The organism is Pseudomonas sp. V98_8, assembly GCF_029967975.1.
Taxonomy (GTDB): Bacteria; Pseudomonadota; Gammaproteobacteria; order Pseudomonadales; family Pseudomonadaceae; genus Aquipseudomonas; species Aquipseudomonas umsongensis.
Window position 1 is genome coordinate 1 of record NZ_JASCAE010000062.1, and the last position, 20031, is coordinate 20031.

Consider the following 20031-nt stretch of genomic DNA (forward strand, 5'->3'; position numbering starts at 1 on the left):
ATCCAGGCGGCCGAGCTCGCGGCTCAGTTCGTTGAGGGCGAGGAATTGTTCGTCGCGGGTGGCTGAGTGTTGCAGGGTCGCCAGGGTTGTTTGCACCTGGGCAATGTGTACGCGGTTGCTGACGAAGGACAGCAGCAGGCCGGCGCCCCAGGCCAGAGTCAGGGAGAGCATCAGGGTTTGTGCGATGCGGGTGGCGGGCCAGCCGAGGCGCTCAGGGCGAACCCTTTTGTCATCGAGCACGCCATCCCAGGGCGGTGTGGCGTGCCAAAGGTTATCCGTATTTTCTTTAGTTTCTTGACCACCCTGCACCGGCAGGCTGAACCACAACCCGCGCAACGGCACGCCACGGTCGAACACCCGGAACAACGGCGCCAGAGCTTGCCGCCAACGGGCAATGCCCTCGGCCTGCAAATCGCGGGACAGACGCAGCAGGAAATCATGGTTCATCGCGCCCCGTATCTGCACCCAACCACCGTCGCGCAGGGGTTGCACCAGGCTCTCCAGCCCGCTTTCCAAGGCCAGCGGCGTCACCTGTGACGGTAGCCAACAACCGATGGCCTGGGTCTGGCGCTTGTTCTGTTCCCATCCACTGTCGCAGACCTGCCACAGGTGCAGCGGCAACTGCCAGCGCAATTGGCGCGCCAGGTCTTGCAGGTGACGCACACCGGCGTCCATCGCGCTGGCGTCCATGCTCTGCTCTTTGTTCAAGGCCCAGATCACGCCGTCGAGACCGCGCCAGCGGCTCAGGCCTTGCCACGAGCTGAAGCGGCCATCAGCGAATTTGGTTTGGGTGCTGCCGCCCCAGAGCAGAACGGTGTCGTGGCCGGCAAGCCATTTTTTATCTTTCAGGTTGGGGGCGATGGCGGCGATTTGATCGGGTTCGCCGACGACCAGCAGCAGGCGGATTTTGCGGCGCCAAAGGAAACCGTGATTTTCGTGCAGGTGTTCCTTTAACTTAGCGACCCATGAATCGTCGTCCGGAACGGGCTCTTTGCTGAATGGCGAAATCGGCGCATCAACAGCCGCGCCCGTCACGCGCATCGCCCGAGCCACCGCCAATCGATCCCAGGCGAGCAATATCACCGGGCAGAACCAGCACAAGGCAAACCAGCTTCCACCCCCCCACAGCGCCAACGATTTGAGGGGCAGCCTTGGCCAGCCGATGTACTCGTGGGTCAAGTCGTACAGCAGACAACCGAACACCACCACGACCGTCACGACCAGCAGATAGCCCAATCCCACCTTCATCAGAGAGCCTTCGCTCGCTTGCTTATTCATTGCCATGAGGCACCGCCATTCCAATAGCCAATCGATCGTTTCCGTCCTGACTCAGCCAACCACAAGGTTGTCCGGCCTCCTTTGCCTGCAACAACGCCAGGGACATGCCGATGAAAGGCGCCAATTGCGCCAACACGCCCCAGTACCCGGACAATTGATGTTCGCCAGACTGCCAGCCACCTTTCAGGAAAGTGCCCTGGCTGGTTTTATCCAGCGCCAGGCAATCGGGCGGTGCTGCGTCCAACCCGGCATAGCGCTGGATCTGGACACAGAGCTGAGCGGGCGACTCGTCGAGCTCACTCAACAAGTACTCGCCCCTGTGCAATAACTGCCGACCCTGGTGGCTCACCAGCCAGAGAAATCCAGCTTCACCGGGAAGATCCGGCTCGCCAGCGCTCGGCACCGAGACCACCCCGGCGCAAAGCAACCAATCCGCCTCATCGCGACAGTCGTGGTGAAACGCATCAATGAGCGTGTCCAGATCGGCCAGGTCATCCAAAGGCATGCGCGCTTCGGGCAACGCCACGTCGCCCTTGGCCACTGCCGTTAGATACGCACTTTGACTGGCCTCATCCCCGATCCAGGCGATCCCGCGCAACCACGGCCAGCGTTGTTTCAACTCGGGGAGTTCAAGCGTCATCCTGGCCAGGCGCCGGGCCAATGCTGGCGCACGCTCACTGGACGAACCCAGCGACACCGGGCAGCGCAACATGCGCTGTGTAGCGCCGTCGGGCTTCGATGGCTTGGGGGCGGGAACACCGGCCATCAAGCCGTTGTAATGTATTTGCTCATCGCCCACGGGCCCCAGGAGCAGCACGTGTTCCACCGGCAAACCCAAGCGGCGACGCCCCCACCAACGCTGCACCGCAGCCTCCACCGTGCGTCGATACACATCGCGGTTAAACAGGCAGATTTGCCACCCCAACACGCGCAGCGCTAGGGCCAACACCCAGCAAAAAGGCATGACTGCACTCCACATCCACAGTTCTCCCCTTGGCTGCTCCTCTGGCCATAACGACAACAAAACCGCCGACTGCAACCCCCAGAGCAACGGCAAAACCAGCCACCAACGGCGCCAATGCGGTTCACGCGGTTCGACAAGATCCGGGTACTGCGGCGCGCGATTCATGGCGCCACGACCATGAACGAAGCCGCAAGCGAGCTGACCAGGGTGCAACCGCAATCACACTCATACCCGTGCAGGGCCACGAGCCTGCCGTCCATGATCGCCACCGAGGTACCCTCTGCGATGTGCGTCAGGCCGTGCAAATCGCAGCGGGCCTGATCCCCCACGCAGGCAACCGGCTGGCCGAATGCCTCGTAGTGACCTTCAAGCACTTCACCACCGAAAGGGCTCATCGAGTCCCCCATGCGTACCAGAGGCAACATCAGACGACCTCCCCGGTGAGTTCGAACAGACTGCCGGTCTCGCGCAGAAAGGCGGCGGTGCGGTCGATGCGTTGCGCATAGTCTTCCTGGGCAATCTGCTGCTTCAGCTCAGCCGCCACCTGGCCGATATGCGCTGTCGGTTTCAGCAGCTGCGCGGCCTCCGGCAGGAACGGCAGCGCCACACCGCGCGCCTTGTCGATCACTTGATAGCCGATGGTGGCGCCACCGATGCCCGCGACCACCCCACCAACCCCGCCCAACGCCCCACCCCGCTTAATGCCGTACACCGTTGCGCCGGCCAGCATCGCAACGCCCAGTATTCGCCCGGCCACTACCACCGGTGACAGGTCCCGGCTGTTGTCATTGCCGAAATACGTCATGCGATAGAAGAAGTAGCCCGCCCATATCTCACGCGAACCCAACGCATCATGCATGAACCAGGCGCGTGAGTCGTGTATCTGGTCATCGAACAACGCGACCACCAGCGCCATGCGCGGGTCCTTGCTGGGCGTGCCCCGGGCATCGCTGAACAATTGTTTGGTGCGCCGTTCACCTGCCGCCTTGATCGCAGCGTGGTCTTGCAACTCATCGTTTTCGTTGAGCAGATAGATGGCGTCGCGCAACAGCACATCGGTGATCGTGCCGACCGCACTGGTCTGCTGGCGGTCGAAGCCCTTGTAGTCGCGCTTGAACTCCGCCGCCGCCTGGCTGAGCTGGGTCTTGTCGATCTGCGGTTCATAGATGGGCGGGCCGGGGTGGTTCGTCGCCGCCGCGGGCGTTTTCAGCCGATTGGCCAAAATGATTTTTTTCTGTTTTTCATAGGCCTCGCGTTGATCACTGGTGTCGAACACAGTGACTTCATTGGCCTGGATGAAGAACGGCTGGTGTTTGTAGCTGTCGTTATTCTGCAACGGGTCATCGGCGTACCGACCGATGCGCCAACCGGTGATCCAGCCCAGTTGATCAGCCAGGGTTTCTTCCACGGTGATGCTGAGTTGCTGTGGTTTGTACTCCCAGGGTTTTGTGTGGGTGGGGGTGCCGGTGGTGATGCCTGGGAGGGTGTGGCGCCAGGCGTTGAAGCGTTCGACTACCGTTGGGTGGACTTTGAATTCAGTGAATGTTGATTCAGACATGCCACGCCACAATTTCTCTGGCTGGAGTCCTTTCGGCAGCACCGTCTCCGGCACCTGCAACGGCGCGCCCGCAGCGAAGGCTTCGGCATACATATCGTGCAGGACGATTTGTGATACCAGTTCATTGGTGCCCCCGCGAGCCTTACCCTGATCATTCTGCGGATAACCACCACCGACATCGGAATGCACACCGGGATAAACCACTTCATAGGTGTTGAGTGGATACTGACCGTCCTCGTTGCGGATCGAGTCCAGCGGAAAACACGAGCGCTGTTCGAACGCCGCGACGAAGTGCCGGCAGCATTTGACGAAGTTCGGAAATTTCGCGGCGTCAGGTAACAACTGACTGTCATCGGCCCAGTCCATGTGCCCCGCAAAAAAAGGCGCCGCATGGGCGATGCCGACCGAGGCGACGGTATCTAGCACACCGAGAAATTCGATGCTGACCGGCAAGCCGATCAGACGTTGCTCAGGAAGCTGGGCCCCGGTCGGGGTGTCGAACAACTGGCTCAGCCAAGTCACGAAGGTGCGGGCTTCTGCGGCACCGCGCGAGAAGCCGTATATGTACAGCTTGATTCCCAGCACCTTGGGTCGCCTGGACTTTTCTTTGCATTTCTCCAAAGGATCCAACACCCCCTTCATGATTCGCCGGCGCTTGCCTTCACCCAGGACGCTCATCATGGGTGCGTTCCAGGTGCTCATGTTTTCGACATGTTTTTTGGCGACGGCGTCATCAATGCCGTTCGGAGTTAGAGCAATCGACAGTGCACTGGCCACCTGTATCAACGCCCAGTTGATCCGATCTTCACCTCCCGTCGCGAAACGGAGCCCGTTTGCGCTGTAATCGAGTTCACCGATTTCCGGAAACGCCGTGCCGACACCGGGCATGTAGTAAGAGAAATAACCCTCATCCTCCGCTTTCTTGCCTCTTAGCGATGCATGGTAGAGTTTGGCTATATTGCTCGGGTGGTTCTTCTTCGTGTCATTGAACTCGTTGTTGTTAGTGCCATCGAAGAACAAACTGATGTGTAAGCTGTGGCAGCACTCGAACCCTTGGGACTGTCCTTTGGCATTCACGCCTTGCTGATGGCAACGTTCCTCGGCGGTTTGCCTTTTGTAATTGGCCGTCACCGTCACAACATCACCAGGAAGACGCCCCGCCACCGGAAAAACCGGCGGTGCCCAGACTTTGGCGTTTGAATTGCTTTTCACTTCGGACATACGACTGGCTCCTTCATATCCAATGGTTCTTTAATTGGGTAATTTGGCGAATAATAAGACGAGCAGGAACTGGTTACTTTGACTTGATTGCAGACTAAAAAATGCACACTCAACCCGCACCGATTAGTTTCTGGCCACTCAGGAATATCTACTATGGTACTATAGTGCTGGTATTTAGCTTTATGCTGCAACTGAGCCGCTTGATACCCCTCTGGATCAGATGGCCATTTCGAGTAAGCATATTGATCAACATCAACTTCCCATTCAACATGCGCCTTCAAACCAGGGCGCCATTTAATCGGCATGACAATGCAACAAGAGCGCCCCCCTCCACCGTCGGCTCTGTAGCCATTAACCGAGAGCCAATTAATATTATTCAACGTATGGTTAACTGCCTGTATATTCCCTCCAACCATATCGTTGTCCGCCGTGGAGCATCCAACTAACACCAATCCAAATAAACCCAACAGCCGCCGCACCTTGGTTTTATCCATAATTATCTTCATCGCCCATCACTCCCTTACTTCATTTCAGTCCGCATGGGAAAAGCCCACACGGTCTCTTTTCCATGCAGCCTGACGAGCGAAAAAAAATATGTCGGCCATGTCTCGGTAATTCTGCGGACAACCACCTTCGACATCGGAATGCGCACCGGAGTACAACACTTCGCCTTCCCCCCAGGACGCTCATCAACGGTGCCTTCCAGGTGCTCATGTTTTCGAATATTTTTGGCGACTGCGTCATCAATGCCGTTCGGAGTTAGGGCGCATGACAGTGCACTGGCTACCTGTACCAACGCCCAGTTGATCCGATCTTCACCTCCCGTCGCGAAACGTAGCCCGTTTGCGCTGTAATCGAGTTCACCAATTTCCGGAAACGCCGTGCCGACACCGGGCATGTAGTAAGAGAAATAACCCTCATCCTCCGCTTTCTTGCCTCTTAGCGATGCATGGTAGAGTTTGGCTATATTGCTCGGGTGGTTCTTCTTCGTGTCATTGAACTCGTTGTTGGTAGTGCCATCGAAGAACAAACTGATGTGTAAGCTGTGGCAGCACTCGAACCCTTGGGACTGTCCTTTGGCATTCACACCTTGCTGATGGCAACGTTCCTCGGCGGTTTGCCTTTTGTAATTGGCAGTCACCGTCACAACATCACCAGGAAGACGCCCCGCCACCGGAAAAACCGGCGGAGCCCAGACTTTTGCGCTTGAATTGATTTTTACTTCGGACATACGGCTGGCTCCTTCATATCCAGAGGTTCTTTAATTGGGTAGTTTGGCGAATTAAAAGACGAGCAGGAGCTGGTAACCTTGACTTGATTGCAGACTAAAAAGTGAACGCTCAACCCACACCGCTTCTTTTCAGGCCATTCTGGAATATCCACGACGGCGCTGTAATGTTGATAGTTGATCTTATGTTTGGCTTGAGCAGCTCTATAACCATCGGTTCCTAACGGCGGCCATTTAGAATAAGCATAAGGATCAGTATCAACCTCCCATTCAATATTCGCCTTCAACCCAGGGCGCCATTTAATCGGCATAACAATGCAACAAGAGCGCCCCCCTCCACCGTCGGCTCTGTAGCCATTAACCGAGAGCCAATTAATATTATTCAACGTATGGTTAACTGCCTGTATATTCCCTCCAACCATATCGTTGTCCGCCGTGGAGCATCCAACTAACACCAATCCAAATAAACCCAACAGCCGCCGCACCTTGGTTTTATCCATAATTATCTCCATCGCCCATCACTCCCTTATTTCATTTCAGGCCGCATGGGAAAAATCCCCCGGGGAGCTTTCCCATATAGCCTCTCGGGTAATTCTTATTCGTATCGTTGAACACGTCATTGTTAGCGCCATCGAAGAACAGACTTATGTGCAGACAGACTGTGGCAGCACTCACCCCCCTGGGACTGTCCTTTGGAATTAACGCCCTGCTGGTGACAATGTTCCTCGGCGGCTTGCTTTTTGTAATTGGCAGTCACCGTTACAACATCTCCTGGCAAACGGCCCCCCATCGGAAAAATCGGCGGCGCCCATACTTTGGCGTGTGAATTGCTTTTTACTTCGGACATACAGCGGGTTCCTTCATCTGCTTAGGTTCTTTAATTGGGTTATTGGGTGATCCATACCCCCAACACGAAGTCGTAGCTTTTATTTGATTGCACGTTAAAAAAATGCACACTCAAACCACACGAGTCCGTTCCCGACCATTCTGGAATTTCTACGATGGTGCTGTAGCGCTGAAATTTCGCTTCATGTGCAGCCCACGCACTTTCATCGAACCCGTAGCCAGTAGTTTTTCTTTGTATCTTTGCATAAGACTCAGGATCGACTTCCCATTCAATATTCGCCTTCAACCCTCGGCGCCATTTGGTTGGCATAACAATGCAACATGAACTTCCACCGCCACCATGAGATCTGTAACCGTTAACCGAAAACCAATTAATCGCATGTAGGGTATGATTAACCGCCTTTAAATTACCTCCTGCCATTTCATTGTCAGCCGTGGAACATCCTCCTAACGCCAATCCAAACAAGCCCAACAACCAGCGCACTCTGGTTTTTTTAATATTTTCTCCATCGACGTTCACTCCCTTTTTTATTTCAGGCTGCATGGGAAAACCCTGCTCAAAAATATTTCACATGCAGGGCCTGCTATCTCCATTTGCCTAGAGCACAACTTTGGTTGGACAGGAATTTACATCGAGATTATAGAACTCGATCTTCTCCTTATCAGGAAGCCCACTATCGGCCTGACAATATTTATTCAGAAGGTAGCCTTTGAACTCCCTGTCAGCGATGAGTTTTCTTTTATGATCGCTGTGTAACAACACGGTATCGACAAGAAAATCCACCGGCATGCCGAGAACAATAATGAAGGGGCAGGCAATGCTCAAATAACAAAGTACAGGCGTATAGTCGTAGCCTCCACGACCTTCTAGCGTGAGCATTGCCCAATCATATTGAATGGCTGGATAGTAATAATTCGAGCCATGGCTTTTCTGCGACGACGCATCTCGTTCAATCAAAGTCCCGCAGCCAACAGTAGCAAACAAAAAAGTCAACAACGCTATAAGCATCATGCGCTTCAGCATGCGCGCCTCCTTCGCTCGTTTATCTCGCCACGAGTATTAAACAGCTCTCAAAGCTGCACATTCGAAATGGGTAAGTTCCGCCGAACATAGTCGCTCAGATCACCAACAAAGCTTTGCTGTTTGGCTTGCACCATCAATGAGTACAGCAGGTTAAAACGCTGTTCCTGATCGCCATCCAAATGATCAAACTCGCCGCCATTGAGCAGTTCCTGAGCGGCGCCGATGCTCATGATCCCTGCGCATTGCTCATTACTGAGACTTACAAAGGGACTGACTTTGACGGCGCTCTGGTCCCTCAAGCGGGTGCCCGGCAACCATTGCAACTGGTTGTCGCGATCAAGCCAGCCGAAGAAGCAGGCAACTCGCAGGAACTCAGCGCGCTGTTCACTGGTGAGGATGGAATTCATCAGCACGGGAAAGATTCGCGGATCGTAGAAGCGCAACAAGCCGGCCCGCTCGCCCCACTGCATTTGAAGCAGAGCTTGCAACGCATGACTCAGTTCTCCAAACGGCATGGACGAGACCAGTACCATTAGCCGAGCCTCGAACGCGCCGTGTTCGATCAGCTCTTCCAGCCAGGCCCTGTGTTGCCAGATGGTCAGGTCCAGGCGCATCAACAGTGGAGCCTGCTCCAGCAGCTTTTCCTCCGGCATGCCCGTGAACAATGAGAACCATGGCGCCTTGGGGCTCAGTTGTTGCAGTCCGGGAACGGCGCATTTGCTCCAGCCGGCCTGATCAAGCAAAAGATCAACTTCCTGTACTTCGACTCTGGCGCACACCTGCTCGATCTGCTCCAGCCATTGGGTTGGCGTTTTCATCTTTGTCTTTCCTCCATCAACCTTGGCGCGTCAGCAAACCAATGGCCTTTGCTTGAGCCTTTTTCAGGCACTCCGCGCATACCGACTTGGGCAACACCGCCAACGGAAAACGCTGGCCACCAGGCCCCTCCCAGATGTGTTGCCCCCTGGAACGAATCTTGGCGTGACTGTCGAAAAGGATTCCGTCCTCCGGGTCGAGGTGGATCGCCGCGTTGCCGCTGCCGATCGTGATGCCTTTTTCGGCCAACAACTTCAGACGTCCCTGCACCGACTGCACGGTGATATCCCGCTGGGCAATCAAGTTCATCAGATCGCCGTGGGATTCGATTTCCAGTGGGCCTTCGCCGGAGACCAGGCGCATGCCCTCGCGTTGGGCGAGCAGTGAGATGCCTTTTTTGGCGTGTGCCGACAGGCGCTGGTCGGCGGCGAGGTTGATGTCGTCACGGCTTTGCAGGTACATCCCGTCGCCACTGTTGAGCAGCAGACTGGCCGGTGTGACTGCGCCGATGCCGTCGGGGGCGCTCAAGAGGATGGCTGGGGCGGACAGGTCTTTGGCGTCCGTTTGTAGTTGCTGCAGACCGTCGATGGCGGGTGGTCGACTGTTATGGGCCTGGGCAATGTCCTGCCACTGGGCCATTTGTTGGCGGGCGCTTTCGATCTGGCGGCTGACCGGCGCCATGGCGAGTACATCGTCAGCAGCCTTGGGCTGTTCATCGGCGCTGATGAATAACCCTTTGCCCGCGCGCAGCGCCCCCCAATCATCCGTCCTTAGCTCAAACCCTTCCCCGCGTTTTTTCTTCGTGGCATCCACCAAATGCCCTAGGTTCAGTTGGCTCTTGCCGCCATACTCGGTGCTGAGCTTGACGTGCTCCTCCCCGCGCAGGTCTTCCATGCGCAGCTTGTTGTTCGCCGGTGTACGCAGCACGTTGCGGGTGTGGTCGCGCCTGCGCAGGGTCACGTGGTCCGGGTGTTCGCTGTCGTGCAGGGCGTGGGCGATGTAGGGACGGTCCGGGTCGCCCTGTTCGAAGGCGATGGCCACTTCGGTGCCGCAGATCAGCGGCAGGTGCAGGCCGTGGGTGTCGCCGGCGTAAGCGCGCGCCTGGCGCAGCCACATGCTTTCTTCGCCGAGCTTCCAGGCGTCGCGGTCGAACAGGAAGTTGACCTTGTAGCGACCTCGCAGATCGATTTCTGCGTATTTGTCGTGGGCTTCGCCGCTGGTGACCCGGGCCGGGACGGTGCCGGCGATTTGTGGTTTGGGCAGCACTGGCGGGCGAAAGCACAGGGTTTCCGAATAGGGCATGGCTTCAAAGCGGCACTCGAAGCTGGCATCGCGGGCGGCACGGGTACGCACGGCGATGATCGCGCACCGCGGGGTAAAGGCCTGCGGTGCTCCGCCGCCAGTGATGGTCAGCACCTGGCCCGGTGCGAGGGTGGCGCTGCTGCTGATGCCGCTCAGGCGGGTCTGGTCGTTGAGGTAGCGCTCGTGGCGCAGACGTGCGTAGAAGTAGCCGCTTTCGGTTGCCAGGTCTTCGTGCAGATCGTAGGCGCCGCCGAGTACGCGGTAGGGCTCGGCGTAGTGGTAGGCCTCGCCGTAGGTGATTTTCGCCCCGCGGGTCTGGTCGACGTCGGCGTCGAGGTGGGCCCTGGCGTCCAGGGGGTGATAGGCGCGGACGTTGACGTGTTTTTCCATCACCTGGTGATGGGTTTGCAGGTCCCACACGCGGTCCGCATCGCTGCTGAGCCCGGCGGGCGGGAAGCGCGGCAGCTCGACGTCGAACTGGTAGCCGCGCTGGCCGTCGCAGAACTCCACGACGTCGATGTGCAGGCGTTGGTCGCTGGTGACGCGGTACCAGATGCCCACTTCGGCCAGCAGGCGGCTGATGAAGGCCAGGTCGCTTTCGCCGTACTGCATCACCTGTTCGCGCCGGGGGTATTCACGCGCCAGGCGGAACAGGAAGTCCTGGCCTCGGAGGTCGTGACGGCTGCGCAGGATGCTTTCGACGATTTCCGGTACTGACTTATCCTGGTAGATGCGGTATTGCCGGCCGCGTTCAAGCAAGGCCAAACGCGGTTGCAGGGTGAGTTCGTAGCGGGCTTCGTCACGGGAGGCGGACAGGCGCTTGAGGCCGGTGATCACGCCGTGCAGCGTGCGCAACGGTTTGACCTCGGGCACTTTCCAGGGCATCGGCGCGACGTTCGATGGCGCGGCGTGCAAGCTGAAAGAGGCGTCCTTGCCCAGCAGCTGTTCGGCTTCGAGATCGAGCTCGGCGCTGGTGAACTCTATCTCGTAGGTGAAGGGTTGGCTGAGGCGTTCTTCGCCGCGGAAGGCAAGGACATCGAGGCGGGTCTCGAGGTTGCGGACCCAGAGTTTATGGCGGCTGTGGTTGAAGAAAACGGTTGGTGCGGTGCTCATGTACAGACCTCCCTGAGAGCATACGGGGAGGCTTCATTTCCATCCCTCGTTCAAGTGCTCGACAGCTTTAGGGAAGCTGACACGTGCTGAAAATAAGACGTTTCCTTTTTGTGCGTAGGACGCGTCTTTGATTGGTGTAATTGATATGTAGGAGTTTTCCCGCTCTAGGCGCCAGGCTTCTCTGCCGCCGCCATCCCCGCGATAGCAGCGTAGCTGATTGTCAGGCCCTCATCGCGGGCAAGCCCGCCCTCACAGATTGCTTCTTCAGATTCAGACCGGATGGTTACACCTCAATCAAATGCTTGAGCGGGTTGTAGCTACTTTTCAAGGTCGCCGCCACATCCAGAATCGCCTTCTCGATGCCATTCAAATGGATGCACGTCAGCTCGATCGCCGCGCTCTGGTTGCCCGCCTCGATGTACTCGATCAAACGCAGGTGCTCGTCGTCGCGGCAGGCTTCGTGGCTGTCGTCATCGAGCGCGGCGGCGTACAGGGAGGCCCGGGAGATCAGCTTCTGGAACCAGTCGAGCAACACCGGGTTGTTCAGGCTGCGGGCCAGCTTGATGTGGAACTCGCCGAGCAGGTGGATCAACCGTTCGTGGTCACCGTTGCGATGCGCTTCATCCTCGAGCAGCAAGTGATCGCGCAAATCCCGGGTCACCGCCGTATCGCGCCGGCGACACAATTCACTGACGATGCCGATCTCGACCAGGCGCCGGGTTTCGAACAACGAACGGATCTCTTCGTCGCTCGGCAGCGACACCGACGCACCTTTATTGGGCTCGGTGGTGACCAGTCCATCGGCTTCCAATTGCTTGAGCGCGGCACGAACTGACGTGCGGCTGACATTGAAAAGTTCGGCCAACGAAGCCTCGCCCAGCTTCATGCCGGGACGCAGCGAGCGTTTGCTGATCGCCTCGTAAACCCCTTGGTAGACGCGGTCCACCGTGGTTTCCAGTTTCTTTTCCGCCATTCGAAGACTCCTTCAGTGCTGTGCGACCGGCCCCAGGCGAATCAACAGCCTTGAAAAAGGGGGTTGCACGAGCAGGTTAATCCGGGTATTTCTAAATTGCATCCAGATTTTGCATACAATAATTAGAGGAATGCACCATTATGGGTCATCCAGTTGCAATCGAAGTGCGTAATGTCTCCAAGCGGTATTCCGACGATCCAGGGCTGGCACCCGCTCTGGACAACGTTTCAGTCGACATTGCCGATAACGAGTTCTTCACACTGCTCGGCCCTTCCGGCTGTGGCAAGACCACTTTACTGCGCACCATCGCCGGCTTCGAGCATGTGAGCGAGGGTGAGATTCGCCTCGCCGGTGAACCGGTCAACGAACTGCCGCCGTTCAAGCGCCGGGTCAACACGGTGTTCCAGAGTTACGCGCTGTTTCCGCACATGAGTGTTGCGCAGAATATCGCCTTCGGCCTCGAGATGCAGGGTCTTGATCGCACGCTGATCGCGCAGCGGGTCGATGAAATGCTGGCGCTGGTGCAAATGCAGCACCTGGCCAAGCGCAAACCCGCCGAATTGTCCGGCGGCCAGCAGCAACGGGTGGCTCTGGCACGGGCCCTGGCGCCGAAACCGAAAGTGCTGTTGCTGGACGAGCCGCTGTCGGCGCTGGACCTCAAGCTGCGCAAGGAAATGCAGGTCGAACTCAAGCGAGTGCAGAAGGAAGCCGGGATTACCTTCATTTTCGTCACCCACGATCAGGAAGAAGCCCTGACCCTGTCCGATCGCATTGCGGTGATGTCCGCTGGCAAGATCCTGCAGGTCGGCACGCCCAATGACATTTACGAACGGCCGCAGCATCAGTTCGTCGCGCAGTTCATTGGCGATATCAACTTCCTGCCCGGCCACCTCAAGCGCGGCCAGCACAATGAAAACCTGTTCGTGCCCAATGGCATGCCGGTGGAAATCCCCTGCCTGCCTCAAGGCATCGATGGCAAGGTGCAACTGGCATTCCGCCCGGAACGTTCACAACTGGTCGACCCGGCGCAACCGCACCACCTGCGCGGCGTGATCGAAGCCGTGCTGTACGTCGGCACCGCGACCTTGTACCAGTGCCGTTTGAACAACGACATCAAGGTCATGCTGCGCGAGAACAACGAGGGCCTCAATCGCAACCGTGGCGTCGGTGATCGGGTGGCGGTCAACCTGCCCCCCCACGCCTGCCTGTTGATGGAGGCCTGAGATGAGCGTCAGCAGCACTTCCCCAGCCCTCAACCGCGCGCTGTTGCTCAGCCCGGTGGTCCTGACCCTGCTGGCCCTGATCGCCATTCCGTTGGGCATCATGGGCTACATCAGCCTGCTACCGCGCAACGTCTATGGCGGCGTCGACTGGCAGGCCGACTGGCAATTGCAAAGCTACGTGCAGCTGTTTTTCCAGGAAGGTTTCGATGGCGAGCTGGAGCTCAACTGGGTCTACGCCCAGGCGCTGTTGCGCTCGGTGTTCCAGGCCGGTGGCACCACGGTGTTGTGTTTCCTGTTCGGCTTTCCAGTGGCGCTGTGGATGTCGAGCCTGACCCCGCGTCGGCGCAACCTGATGGTGTTGCTGATCACCATCCCGTTCTGGACCAACCTGCTGATCCGCAACTACGCCTGGTTGATCATCCTGCGCGAACAGGGCTGGGTCGCCCAGAGCCTCAACGCACTGTTCCCCAGTGCCGGCGGCATCACCCTGCTCTACAACGACTTCGCGGTCAGCGTCGGGCTGGTCTACAGCTTCCTGCCGTTCATGATCCTGCCGATTTACTCGACCCTGGAAAAACTCGACTGGCGTTTGGTGGAGGCCGCTTATGACCTGGGTGCCAATCGCTGGCACGCACTGCGGCGGATCATCCTGCCGCTGTCGATGCCAGGAGTGATTGCCGGTTCCCTGCTGGTGTTCGTGCCGAGCCTGGGGGCCTTTATCACCCCGGCGATTCTCGGCGGCGGCAAGACCCTGATGATCGGCAACCTGATCCAGCAACAGTTCGGCACCGCGCGCAACTGGCCCCTGGGCAGTTCGCTGTCGTTCCTGCTGCTGGGGATTCTGCTGCTGTCGTTGGTGCTGTACGCCCTCTATAGCCGCAGCGCCGCCAAAACTCTTCGTCGGGGAGCCACCGCATGATCGCCCTGCACCTGAAAAAACTGCCAATGACCCGGGAAGTCAGCCTGCTGATCCTGGCCTACCTGTACCTGCCGATCTTCGTGTTGATCGCCTACAGCTTCAACGCCAACCGCTCGGCGACGGTGTGGACCGAGTTCTCGTTCGCCTGGTACGGGCGGATATTGGCCAACCCGTCGATCCAGACCGCCGCGCTGAACTCGATCATCGTCGCCGGCATCGCCACGGTCTGTGCCACGGCGATTGCCTTGCTCGCGGCGCTGGCGACCTACCGGCCGTTCTACGGCCAGAAGATGGTCGAAGGCGGGATCAACCTGCCGCTGATCCTGCCGGAGATCGTCACCGCGGTGGCCACCCTGCTGCTGTTCATGGCGCTGGGGATCAAGCTGGGGTTGCTGACAGTGATCGTCGCGCACATCGGCTTCTGCATTCCCTTCGCCTACCTGCCGATTCGCGCGCGGCTCAATGACCTGGACAAGAGTCTGCTGGAAGCGGCGAACGACCTGTACGCCAACCCGTGGCAAGTGTTCCGCCGGGTGACGCTGCCGCTGTTGTGGCCGGCGGTGCTGTCCGGGTCGGTGCTGGCGTTCGTGGTCAGCCTCGACGATTTCATCATGACCTTCTTCGTCGCCGGGCCCGGTTCGACCACCTTACCGGTGTACATCTTCTCCGCGATCAAGGCCGGCGTAACGCCGGAGATCAATGCGATCTCGACCTTGATGCTGGTGATTTCCATCGTGCTGGTGGTGCTGGCCTTCTGGCTGGGACAGCGCGGCAAACAACAATGAGCCTGGAGTGTTCGTCCATGAAAGTGAAAAGCCTGCGTTTCGCCGTTGCCAGTCTGGCCCTGAGCTGCTTCACCGCATTCAGCGTCCAGGCCGCCGAGCCCAAGGAGCTGTTCTTCTACAACTGGACCGATTACTACCCGGTCGACCTGCTGGCCAAGTTCGAAAAGGAGACCGGGATCAAGGTCACCATGGACGGCTACGACAGCAACGAGACCCTGCTGGCCAAATTGCAGGCCGGTGGCGCGGCGTATGACGTGATCGTGCCGTCGCAGTCGATCATGCGCACCTTGATCAACCAGGACCTGCTGCTGCAAATCGACGCCTCGACCCTGCCCAACTTCCAGTACGTCAAGCCGGCGTTCCGCGACCCAAGCTTCGACCCTGGCCGCAAATTCTCGGCACCGTACCTGTGGGGCAGCACCGGGTTCTCCTATGACAGCGCGCGGGTGCCTGGCGGCAAGCTGGACGATTCGTGGAAAGAGTTCTTCGAACCACGCAAGGAACTGCAAGGGCAACTGGCTGCCCTCGACACCTCCAGCAGCGTGATCAATGCCGCCAGCCATTACCTGAACGTCGACGAATGCACGGAAAACCCGCAGGACGCCAAGCGCATTCTCGAACTGCTGCAGAAACAGAAGCCCTTCCTGAAGATGTACAGCTCGGACAACACCGTCGACCGCATGGCCTCCGGTGAAGTGATCATGATGCAGAACTGGAACGGCTCCACCGCCCGGGCCACCTTGCAGAAGAGCACCATCAAGTACGTGTATCCGAAAGAAGGCCTGGCGATGTTCCAGGACAACTTCGCCGTGCCGAAAAGCGCACCGCACCCCGGCAACGCGAAGATCTTCATCGACTGGATGATGAAACCGGAAAACGCCGCCGCCGTGTCCAACGCCATTGCCTACGCCAACGGCATCCAGAGCGACAAGCTGATCGACGCCAAGTGGCGAGTCATGGACGCCATCAACATGCCCGACGAATTCGCCTCGCGCCTGCGCCCGGAGAAGGAATGCAGCAACAAGGCGCGTGAGCTGCAGGACCGCATTTGGGCGAAGCTCAAGGGCTGATTGTCTGGCTTCGGACCGAGTCGCGGCCATCGCCAGCAAGCCGGCTCCTACAAGAACACCGTCGTACGCGAATTCGCGAACAACACGAACCCTGTAGGAGCTGGCTTGCCAGCGAAGAGGCCCGCCCAAACAACACAGAATTTGAGGTATGCAATGACCCAACCCCGCTGGCTGCGCAACGTGCGCCCCTACGGCGCCCCCGCCGAAGACTTGCTGATCGAGAACGGCCGGTTCAGCCAACGCCGTCCCGCTTCGAACGAAGCCTTGTCGACCACCGACATCGACGGCCAGAACCAACTGCTGACCCCCGCCCTGGTGGAAAGCCACGTGCACCTGGACAAAACCCTCTGGGGTCAGCCCTGGCGCCCGAACAGCGCAGGTCCCACCCTCAAGGACTACATCGCCAACGAGCGGCGCATCCTGCGCGAAGTCACCGTACCGATCGCGCAACGCGCCGGTGCCCTGCTGGAAAACTGCATCGCCCGCGGCTCGCTGACCCTGCGCTGCCACGTCGATATCGATCCGGAATTCGGCCTGCGCCATGTCGAAGCCATGCAGCAACTGCAGGAACAATACCGCGACCTGATCGACCTGCAACTGGTGGTATTCCCGCAAACCGGCCTGATCAGCCGCCCCGGCACCGCCGAACTGATGCGCGAAGCCATGGCCCTGGGTGTGGAGAACGTCGGCGGTCTTGACCCCTGCGGCATCGACAACGACCCGATCGCGCAACTCGACTTTGTGTTCAAACTGGCCAGCGAGTTCGACCGTGGCGTCGACATTCACCTGCACGACAAGGGTGAGCTGGGCCTGTGGCAGATCGCCCTGATCGCCGACTACACCCAGCGCTTCGGGCTTCAAGGCCGGGTGATGATCAGCCATGCCTATTGCCTGGGCATGTTGCCTTGGAGCCAGGTCAAACCGGTGGCCGAACGCCTGGCAACTCTGGGCATTTCGCTGATGAGTTCGGCGCCGGCCGATTGCGCAGTGCCGCCGTTCCTGGCCTTGCGCGAGGTTGGCGTGAATGTGTGCCTGGGTTCGGACGGCATCCGCGACGCCTGGTCGCCCATGGGCAACGGCGACATGCTGGAGCGGGCGATGTTGCTGGCGTTTCGTTTCGATCTGAACAAGGACGAAGAACTGGCGGCGGCGTTTGAGGCGGCAACGGTCAATGGTGCCCGGGCGCTGGGTTGCGAAGGTTTTGGCCTGGAGATTGGCCAACCGGCGAACTTCCTGTTGCTGCCCGTGCAGACCTTGGGCGAGGCCGTGGTGGCGCGGCCGCTGCGCGAGGTCTATCGCGGTGGGCAGTTGATTGCCGCCGGTGGGCGCCTTTTGGAAAGTCGCCTGTGAAACGCATCGCCCTTAAAGCGAGCTGTGTGGTCGGCTTCGACGGTGCGCAGCATGTGCTGTGGCGCAACGGCGAAGTGGTGTTCGAAGGTTCGCGTATCCTATTTGTAGGGCGTGATTTTCCCGGGCCGGTGGATCAGTGGATTGATTACGGCAACGCGCTGATCGGTCCAGGCTTCATCGATCTGGATGCCCTGGGCGATCTCGACTCCACGGTGCTGACCCTGGACAACGGCGACGAGCGCGACATGGGCCGGATGTGGTCGGCGCAGTATCTGACGCGCGGCCCACGGGAAAGTTACAGCCCCGAAGAAGAAGTCTTCAAGTACCGCTACGCCTTCACCCAATTGATCCGCAACGGCATCACCACTGCCATGCCGATTACCTCGATGTACTACCGCGAGTGGGCCGAGACCTACGATGAGTTTGCCGCGGTGGCCGGCGTGGCGGCCGAGTTGGGACTGCGCACCTACCTCGGCCCCTGCTACATGAGCGGCATGAGTTACTGGCAGGCCGACGGCTCGCTGGCCCATCACTGGGACGAAACCCGGGGGCTGGCCGGGCTCGATACGGCCGAGCGGTTTTTCCAGGACTTCGACGGTGCTCATAAAGGGTTGATCCGCGGCGCTCTGCTGCCGGATCGCATCCAGACGTGCACGCCAGCATTGCTGCAACGCACTGCTGCACTGAGCCGGGAACTCAACGCGCCGATGCGCTTGCATTGCTGCCAGGGGCTCGGCGAAGTGGCGATGGTGGAGCAACTTCGCGGTGTGTCGCCGTTGGGCTGGCTGCAGGACCTGGGCCTGCTGACCCCGCGCAGCCTGTTGCCCCACGGCATCTACACCCACGGCGATGACGACCTGCAACGCGTGGTCGATGGTGGCGCCAGCCTGGTGCATTGCCCGGTGGTGTTTGCCCGCGATGGCGAGGCGCTGAATTCGTTTGGTCGCTATCGCGCCAAGGGCATCAACTTCGCCTTGGGCACCGACACCTGGCCGGCGGATTTGCTCGACAACATGCGCCAGGGCTTGAACATCGCGCGCTTGATGGAGGGCGGCAATACGCTCACCAGCGCGCTGGACCTGTACAACGCCGCCACCCTCGGCGGCGCCAAGGCCCTGGGCCGCGACGACATCGGTCGCCTGGCGCCGGGGGCCAAGGCCGACATCAGCGTGTTCAGCCTGCGCGGCCTGCACTTGGGGCCGCTGTTCGACCCGCTGAAGAACCTGCTCCTGGCCGGGCGCGGTGACGATTGCATCGCCAGCTACATCGATGGCCGCTGCGTGATGCAGGACGGGCAGGTTTTGGGTGTCGACTACCCCGCCCTGCAGCGCCAGGCCCAACAGCAATTCGAAAAACTGATGCGCAGCCACAGCGACCGGGCCTTCGGCCAACCGGACTGGAAGACCCTGTTCCAGCCGGCCATCCCGTTCGCCGACGACTACAGCGCACAGGCGCCGCTGTGCGCCATCGATCCACTCCTTTAGAGAATTCTGCCCATGCAAAGCTTCGACTTCAGCCAACTGAGTCCACGGGACAAGTACAAGATTCTGATCGGCAGCGTGGTGCCACGCCCGATTGCCCTGGTCACCACCGTCGACGCTGAAGGCCGTGTCAACGCCGCGCCGTTCAGCTTTTTCAACGCGCTGTCGGCCGATCCGCCGATCCTTGCGCTGGGCGTGGAGAATTACGGCGACCAGAGCCCCAAGGACACCACGCGCAACATCCAGCTCAACCAGGAGTTCACCGTGAACATCGTCAGCGATGCCCTGGTGGAGGCCATGAACGTCTGCGCCGTACCTTTCGCCCCCGGTTTCGACGAACTGACCGCCGCCGGCCTCACCGCCATCCCTGGCACCTCGGTCAAATGCCCGCGCATCGGCGAGGCACCGGTGGCACTGGAATGCCGGCGGATGATGGCGCTGAACATCGGTCAGTCGCGGGAGATCATTTTTGGTGAAGTGCTGATGGCCCATGTGCGTGATGAGCTGATCGACCCGAAGACGTTGTACATCGATCAACTCGGGCTTGATGCGATCGGGCGGATGGGTGGACATGGGTATGCGCGTACCCGGGATTATTTCGACCTGCCGACCCGCTCGTTGCAGGCGTGGACGGATGCGCCGGGGGGTGGCGAGCGGTTTTGGCCGGTGACCAAATAAAAAGGCATCACAATTTCCTGTGAATGTGGGGCTTTTTGTGGCGAGGGGATTTATCCCCGTTGGGCTGCGAAGCAGCCCCAAACCCTGCTCCCGCAGAAGTCTCAGAAAACCTGCATTCACTGGTTTTACGACGGCTTCGCCGCCGAGCGGGGATAAATCCCCTCGCCACAAAAATCCCATCACCACAAGAGCCCATTACCAC

The 20031-nt window shown here is 59.1% G+C and carries 17 protein-coding genes and 2 pseudogenes; 7 read left to right on the forward strand and 12 right to left on the reverse strand.

Annotated features, from left to right (window positions below; translation table 11 throughout):
• The 12 genes and pseudogenes from QLG10_RS20715 to QLG10_RS20770 form a co-directional block, all read right to left on the reverse strand.
• A pseudogene (locus QLG10_RS20715) lies at window positions 1-1278 on the reverse strand (type VI secretion protein VasK); the annotation flags it as partial.
• A complete protein-coding gene (locus QLG10_RS20720) occupies window positions 1271-2263 on the reverse strand; it encodes a hypothetical protein (protein ID WP_177411668.1) in 993 nt (330 codons plus the stop codon). The pseudogene QLG10_RS20715 and the gene QLG10_RS20720, both read right to left, overlap by 8 nt.
• Before the next feature lie 140 nt (window positions 2264-2403).
• A complete protein-coding gene (locus QLG10_RS20725; RefSeq protein ID WP_110753297.1) occupies window positions 2404-2667 on the reverse strand; it encodes a PAAR domain-containing protein in 264 nt (87 codons plus the stop codon).
• Window positions 2667-5021, reverse strand: a complete 2355-nt coding sequence (locus QLG10_RS20730; RefSeq protein WP_282487933.1) for a DUF2235 domain-containing protein — start codon at window positions 5019-5021, stop codon at window positions 2667-2669. The genes QLG10_RS20725 and QLG10_RS20730 overlap by 1 nt, the downstream gene beginning before the upstream one ends.
• On the reverse strand, window positions 5009-5527 hold the full coding sequence (locus tag QLG10_RS20735; protein ID WP_282487934.1) for a DUF3304 domain-containing protein: 519 nt from the start codon (window positions 5525-5527) through the stop codon (window positions 5009-5011). The genes QLG10_RS20730 and QLG10_RS20735 overlap by 13 nt, the downstream gene beginning before the upstream one ends.
• Before the next feature lie 14 nt (window positions 5528-5541).
• On the reverse strand, window positions 5542-6252 hold the full coding sequence (locus tag QLG10_RS20740) for a DUF2235 domain-containing protein (RefSeq protein ID WP_282487935.1): 711 nt from the start codon (window positions 6250-6252) through the stop codon (window positions 5542-5544).
• Window positions 6240-6761, reverse strand: a complete 522-nt coding sequence (locus tag QLG10_RS20745; protein WP_282487936.1) for a DUF3304 domain-containing protein — start codon at window positions 6759-6761, stop codon at window positions 6240-6242. Before QLG10_RS20745 ends, QLG10_RS20740 begins: the two co-directional genes overlap by 13 nt.
• Before the next feature lie 322 nt (window positions 6762-7083).
• Window positions 7084-7639 (reverse strand): annotated as a pseudogene (locus QLG10_RS20750) (DUF3304 domain-containing protein).
• A gap of 54 nt (window positions 7640-7693) precedes the next feature.
• Entirely contained in the window at window positions 7694-8119 is a 426-nt protein-coding gene (locus QLG10_RS20755) for a YceK/YidQ family lipoprotein (protein WP_282487937.1), read from the reverse strand.
• A 47-nt stretch (window positions 8120-8166) separates the two neighbouring features.
• On the reverse strand, window positions 8167-8937 hold the full coding sequence (locus tag QLG10_RS20760; RefSeq protein ID WP_110753303.1) for a DUF4123 domain-containing protein: 771 nt from the start codon (window positions 8935-8937) through the stop codon (window positions 8167-8169).
• Between the two features lie 16 nt (window positions 8938-8953).
• Window positions 8954-11350 carry a type VI secretion system Vgr family protein gene (vgrG, locus tag QLG10_RS20765; protein WP_282487939.1) on the reverse strand — a complete coding sequence of 799 codons (2397 nt, stop codon included), beginning with the start codon at window positions 11348-11350 and terminating at the stop codon, window positions 8954-8956.
• A gap of 283 nt (window positions 11351-11633) precedes the next feature.
• Window positions 11634-12323 carry a GntR family transcriptional regulator gene (locus QLG10_RS20770; protein WP_020795451.1) on the reverse strand — a complete coding sequence of 230 codons (690 nt, stop codon included), beginning with the start codon at window positions 12321-12323 and terminating at the stop codon, window positions 11634-11636.
• 140 nt (window positions 12324-12463) lie between these two features.
• On the opposite strand from QLG10_RS20770, the gene QLG10_RS20775 reads away from it, so the two are divergent.
• The 7 genes from QLG10_RS20775 (at window position 12464) to QLG10_RS20805 (ending at window position 19829) form a co-directional block, all read left to right on the forward strand.
• Window positions 12464-13546, forward strand: a complete 1083-nt coding sequence (locus QLG10_RS20775) for an ABC transporter ATP-binding protein (RefSeq protein WP_033040923.1) — start codon at window positions 12464-12466, stop codon at window positions 13544-13546.
• 1 nt (window position 13547) lies between these two features.
• A complete protein-coding gene (locus QLG10_RS20780; RefSeq protein WP_110753305.1) occupies window positions 13548-14465 on the forward strand; it encodes an ABC transporter permease in 918 nt (305 codons plus the stop codon).
• On the forward strand, window positions 14462-15250 hold the full coding sequence (locus QLG10_RS20785) for an ABC transporter permease (RefSeq protein ID WP_020795454.1): 789 nt from the start codon (window positions 14462-14464) through the stop codon (window positions 15248-15250). The genes QLG10_RS20780 and QLG10_RS20785 overlap by 4 nt, the downstream gene beginning before the upstream one ends.
• A gap of 17 nt (window positions 15251-15267) precedes the next feature.
• Complete coding sequence (locus tag QLG10_RS20790; RefSeq protein ID WP_248678217.1) at window positions 15268-16320, forward strand: extracellular solute-binding protein; 1053 nt, start codon at window positions 15268-15270, stop codon at window positions 16318-16320.
• Window positions 16321-16473: 153 nt separating this feature from the next.
• Complete coding sequence (locus tag QLG10_RS20795; RefSeq protein WP_282487941.1) at window positions 16474-17670, forward strand: amidohydrolase family protein; 1197 nt, start codon at window positions 16474-16476, stop codon at window positions 17668-17670.
• On the forward strand, window positions 17667-19154 hold the full coding sequence (locus QLG10_RS20800; RefSeq protein ID WP_282487942.1) for an amidohydrolase family protein: 1488 nt from the start codon (window positions 17667-17669) through the stop codon (window positions 19152-19154). The genes QLG10_RS20795 and QLG10_RS20800 overlap by 4 nt, the downstream gene beginning before the upstream one ends.
• A 12-nt stretch (window positions 19155-19166) precedes the next feature.
• On the forward strand, window positions 19167-19829 hold the full coding sequence (locus QLG10_RS20805) for a flavin reductase family protein (RefSeq protein ID WP_188264922.1): 663 nt from the start codon (window positions 19167-19169) through the stop codon (window positions 19827-19829).
• Window positions 19830-20031 lie beyond the last annotated feature (202 nt).

Bases quoted from the DNA above. Each gene is read 5' to 3' on its own strand.
- QLG10_RS20725 (WP_110753297.1), bottom strand. From the start codon at position 2,667: ATGTTGCCTCTGGTACGCATGGGGGACTCGATGAGCCCTTTCGGTGGT.
- QLG10_RS20730 (WP_282487933.1), bottom strand. From the start codon at position 5,021: ATGTCCGAAGTGAAAAGCAATTCAAACGCCAAAGTCTGGGCACCGCCG.
- QLG10_RS20735 (WP_282487934.1), bottom strand. From the start codon at position 5,527: ATGAAGATAATTATGGATAAAACCAAGGTGCGGCGGCTGTTGGGTTTA.
- QLG10_RS20740 (WP_282487935.1), bottom strand. From the start codon at position 6,252: ATGTCCGAAGTAAAAATCAATTCAAGCGCAAAAGTCTGGGCTCCGCCG.
- QLG10_RS20745 (WP_282487936.1), bottom strand. From the start codon at position 6,761: ATGGAGATAATTATGGATAAAACCAAGGTGCGGCGGCTGTTGGGTTTA.
- QLG10_RS20755 (WP_282487937.1), bottom strand. From the start codon at position 8,119: ATGCTGAAGCGCATGATGCTTATAGCGTTGTTGACTTTTTTGTTTGCT.
- QLG10_RS20760 (WP_110753303.1), bottom strand. From the start codon at position 8,937: ATGAAAACGCCAACCCAATGGCTGGAGCAGATCGAGCAGGTGTGCGCC.
- vgrG (WP_282487939.1), bottom strand. From the start codon at position 11,350: ATGAGCACCGCACCAACCGTTTTCTTCAACCACAGCCGCCATAAACTC.
- QLG10_RS20770 (WP_020795451.1), bottom strand. From the start codon at position 12,323: ATGGCGGAAAAGAAACTGGAAACCACGGTGGACCGCGTCTACCAAGGG.
- QLG10_RS20775 (WP_033040923.1), top strand. From the start codon at position 12,464: ATGGGTCATCCAGTTGCAATCGAAGTGCGTAATGTCTCCAAGCGGTAT.
- QLG10_RS20780 (WP_110753305.1), top strand. From the start codon at position 13,548: ATGAGCGTCAGCAGCACTTCCCCAGCCCTCAACCGCGCGCTGTTGCTC.
- QLG10_RS20785 (WP_020795454.1), top strand. From the start codon at position 14,462: ATGATCGCCCTGCACCTGAAAAAACTGCCAATGACCCGGGAAGTCAGC.
- QLG10_RS20790 (WP_248678217.1), top strand. From the start codon at position 15,268: ATGAAAGTGAAAAGCCTGCGTTTCGCCGTTGCCAGTCTGGCCCTGAGC.
- QLG10_RS20795 (WP_282487941.1), top strand. From the start codon at position 16,474: ATGACCCAACCCCGCTGGCTGCGCAACGTGCGCCCCTACGGCGCCCCC.
- QLG10_RS20805 (WP_188264922.1), top strand. From the start codon at position 19,167: ATGCAAAGCTTCGACTTCAGCCAACTGAGTCCACGGGACAAGTACAAG.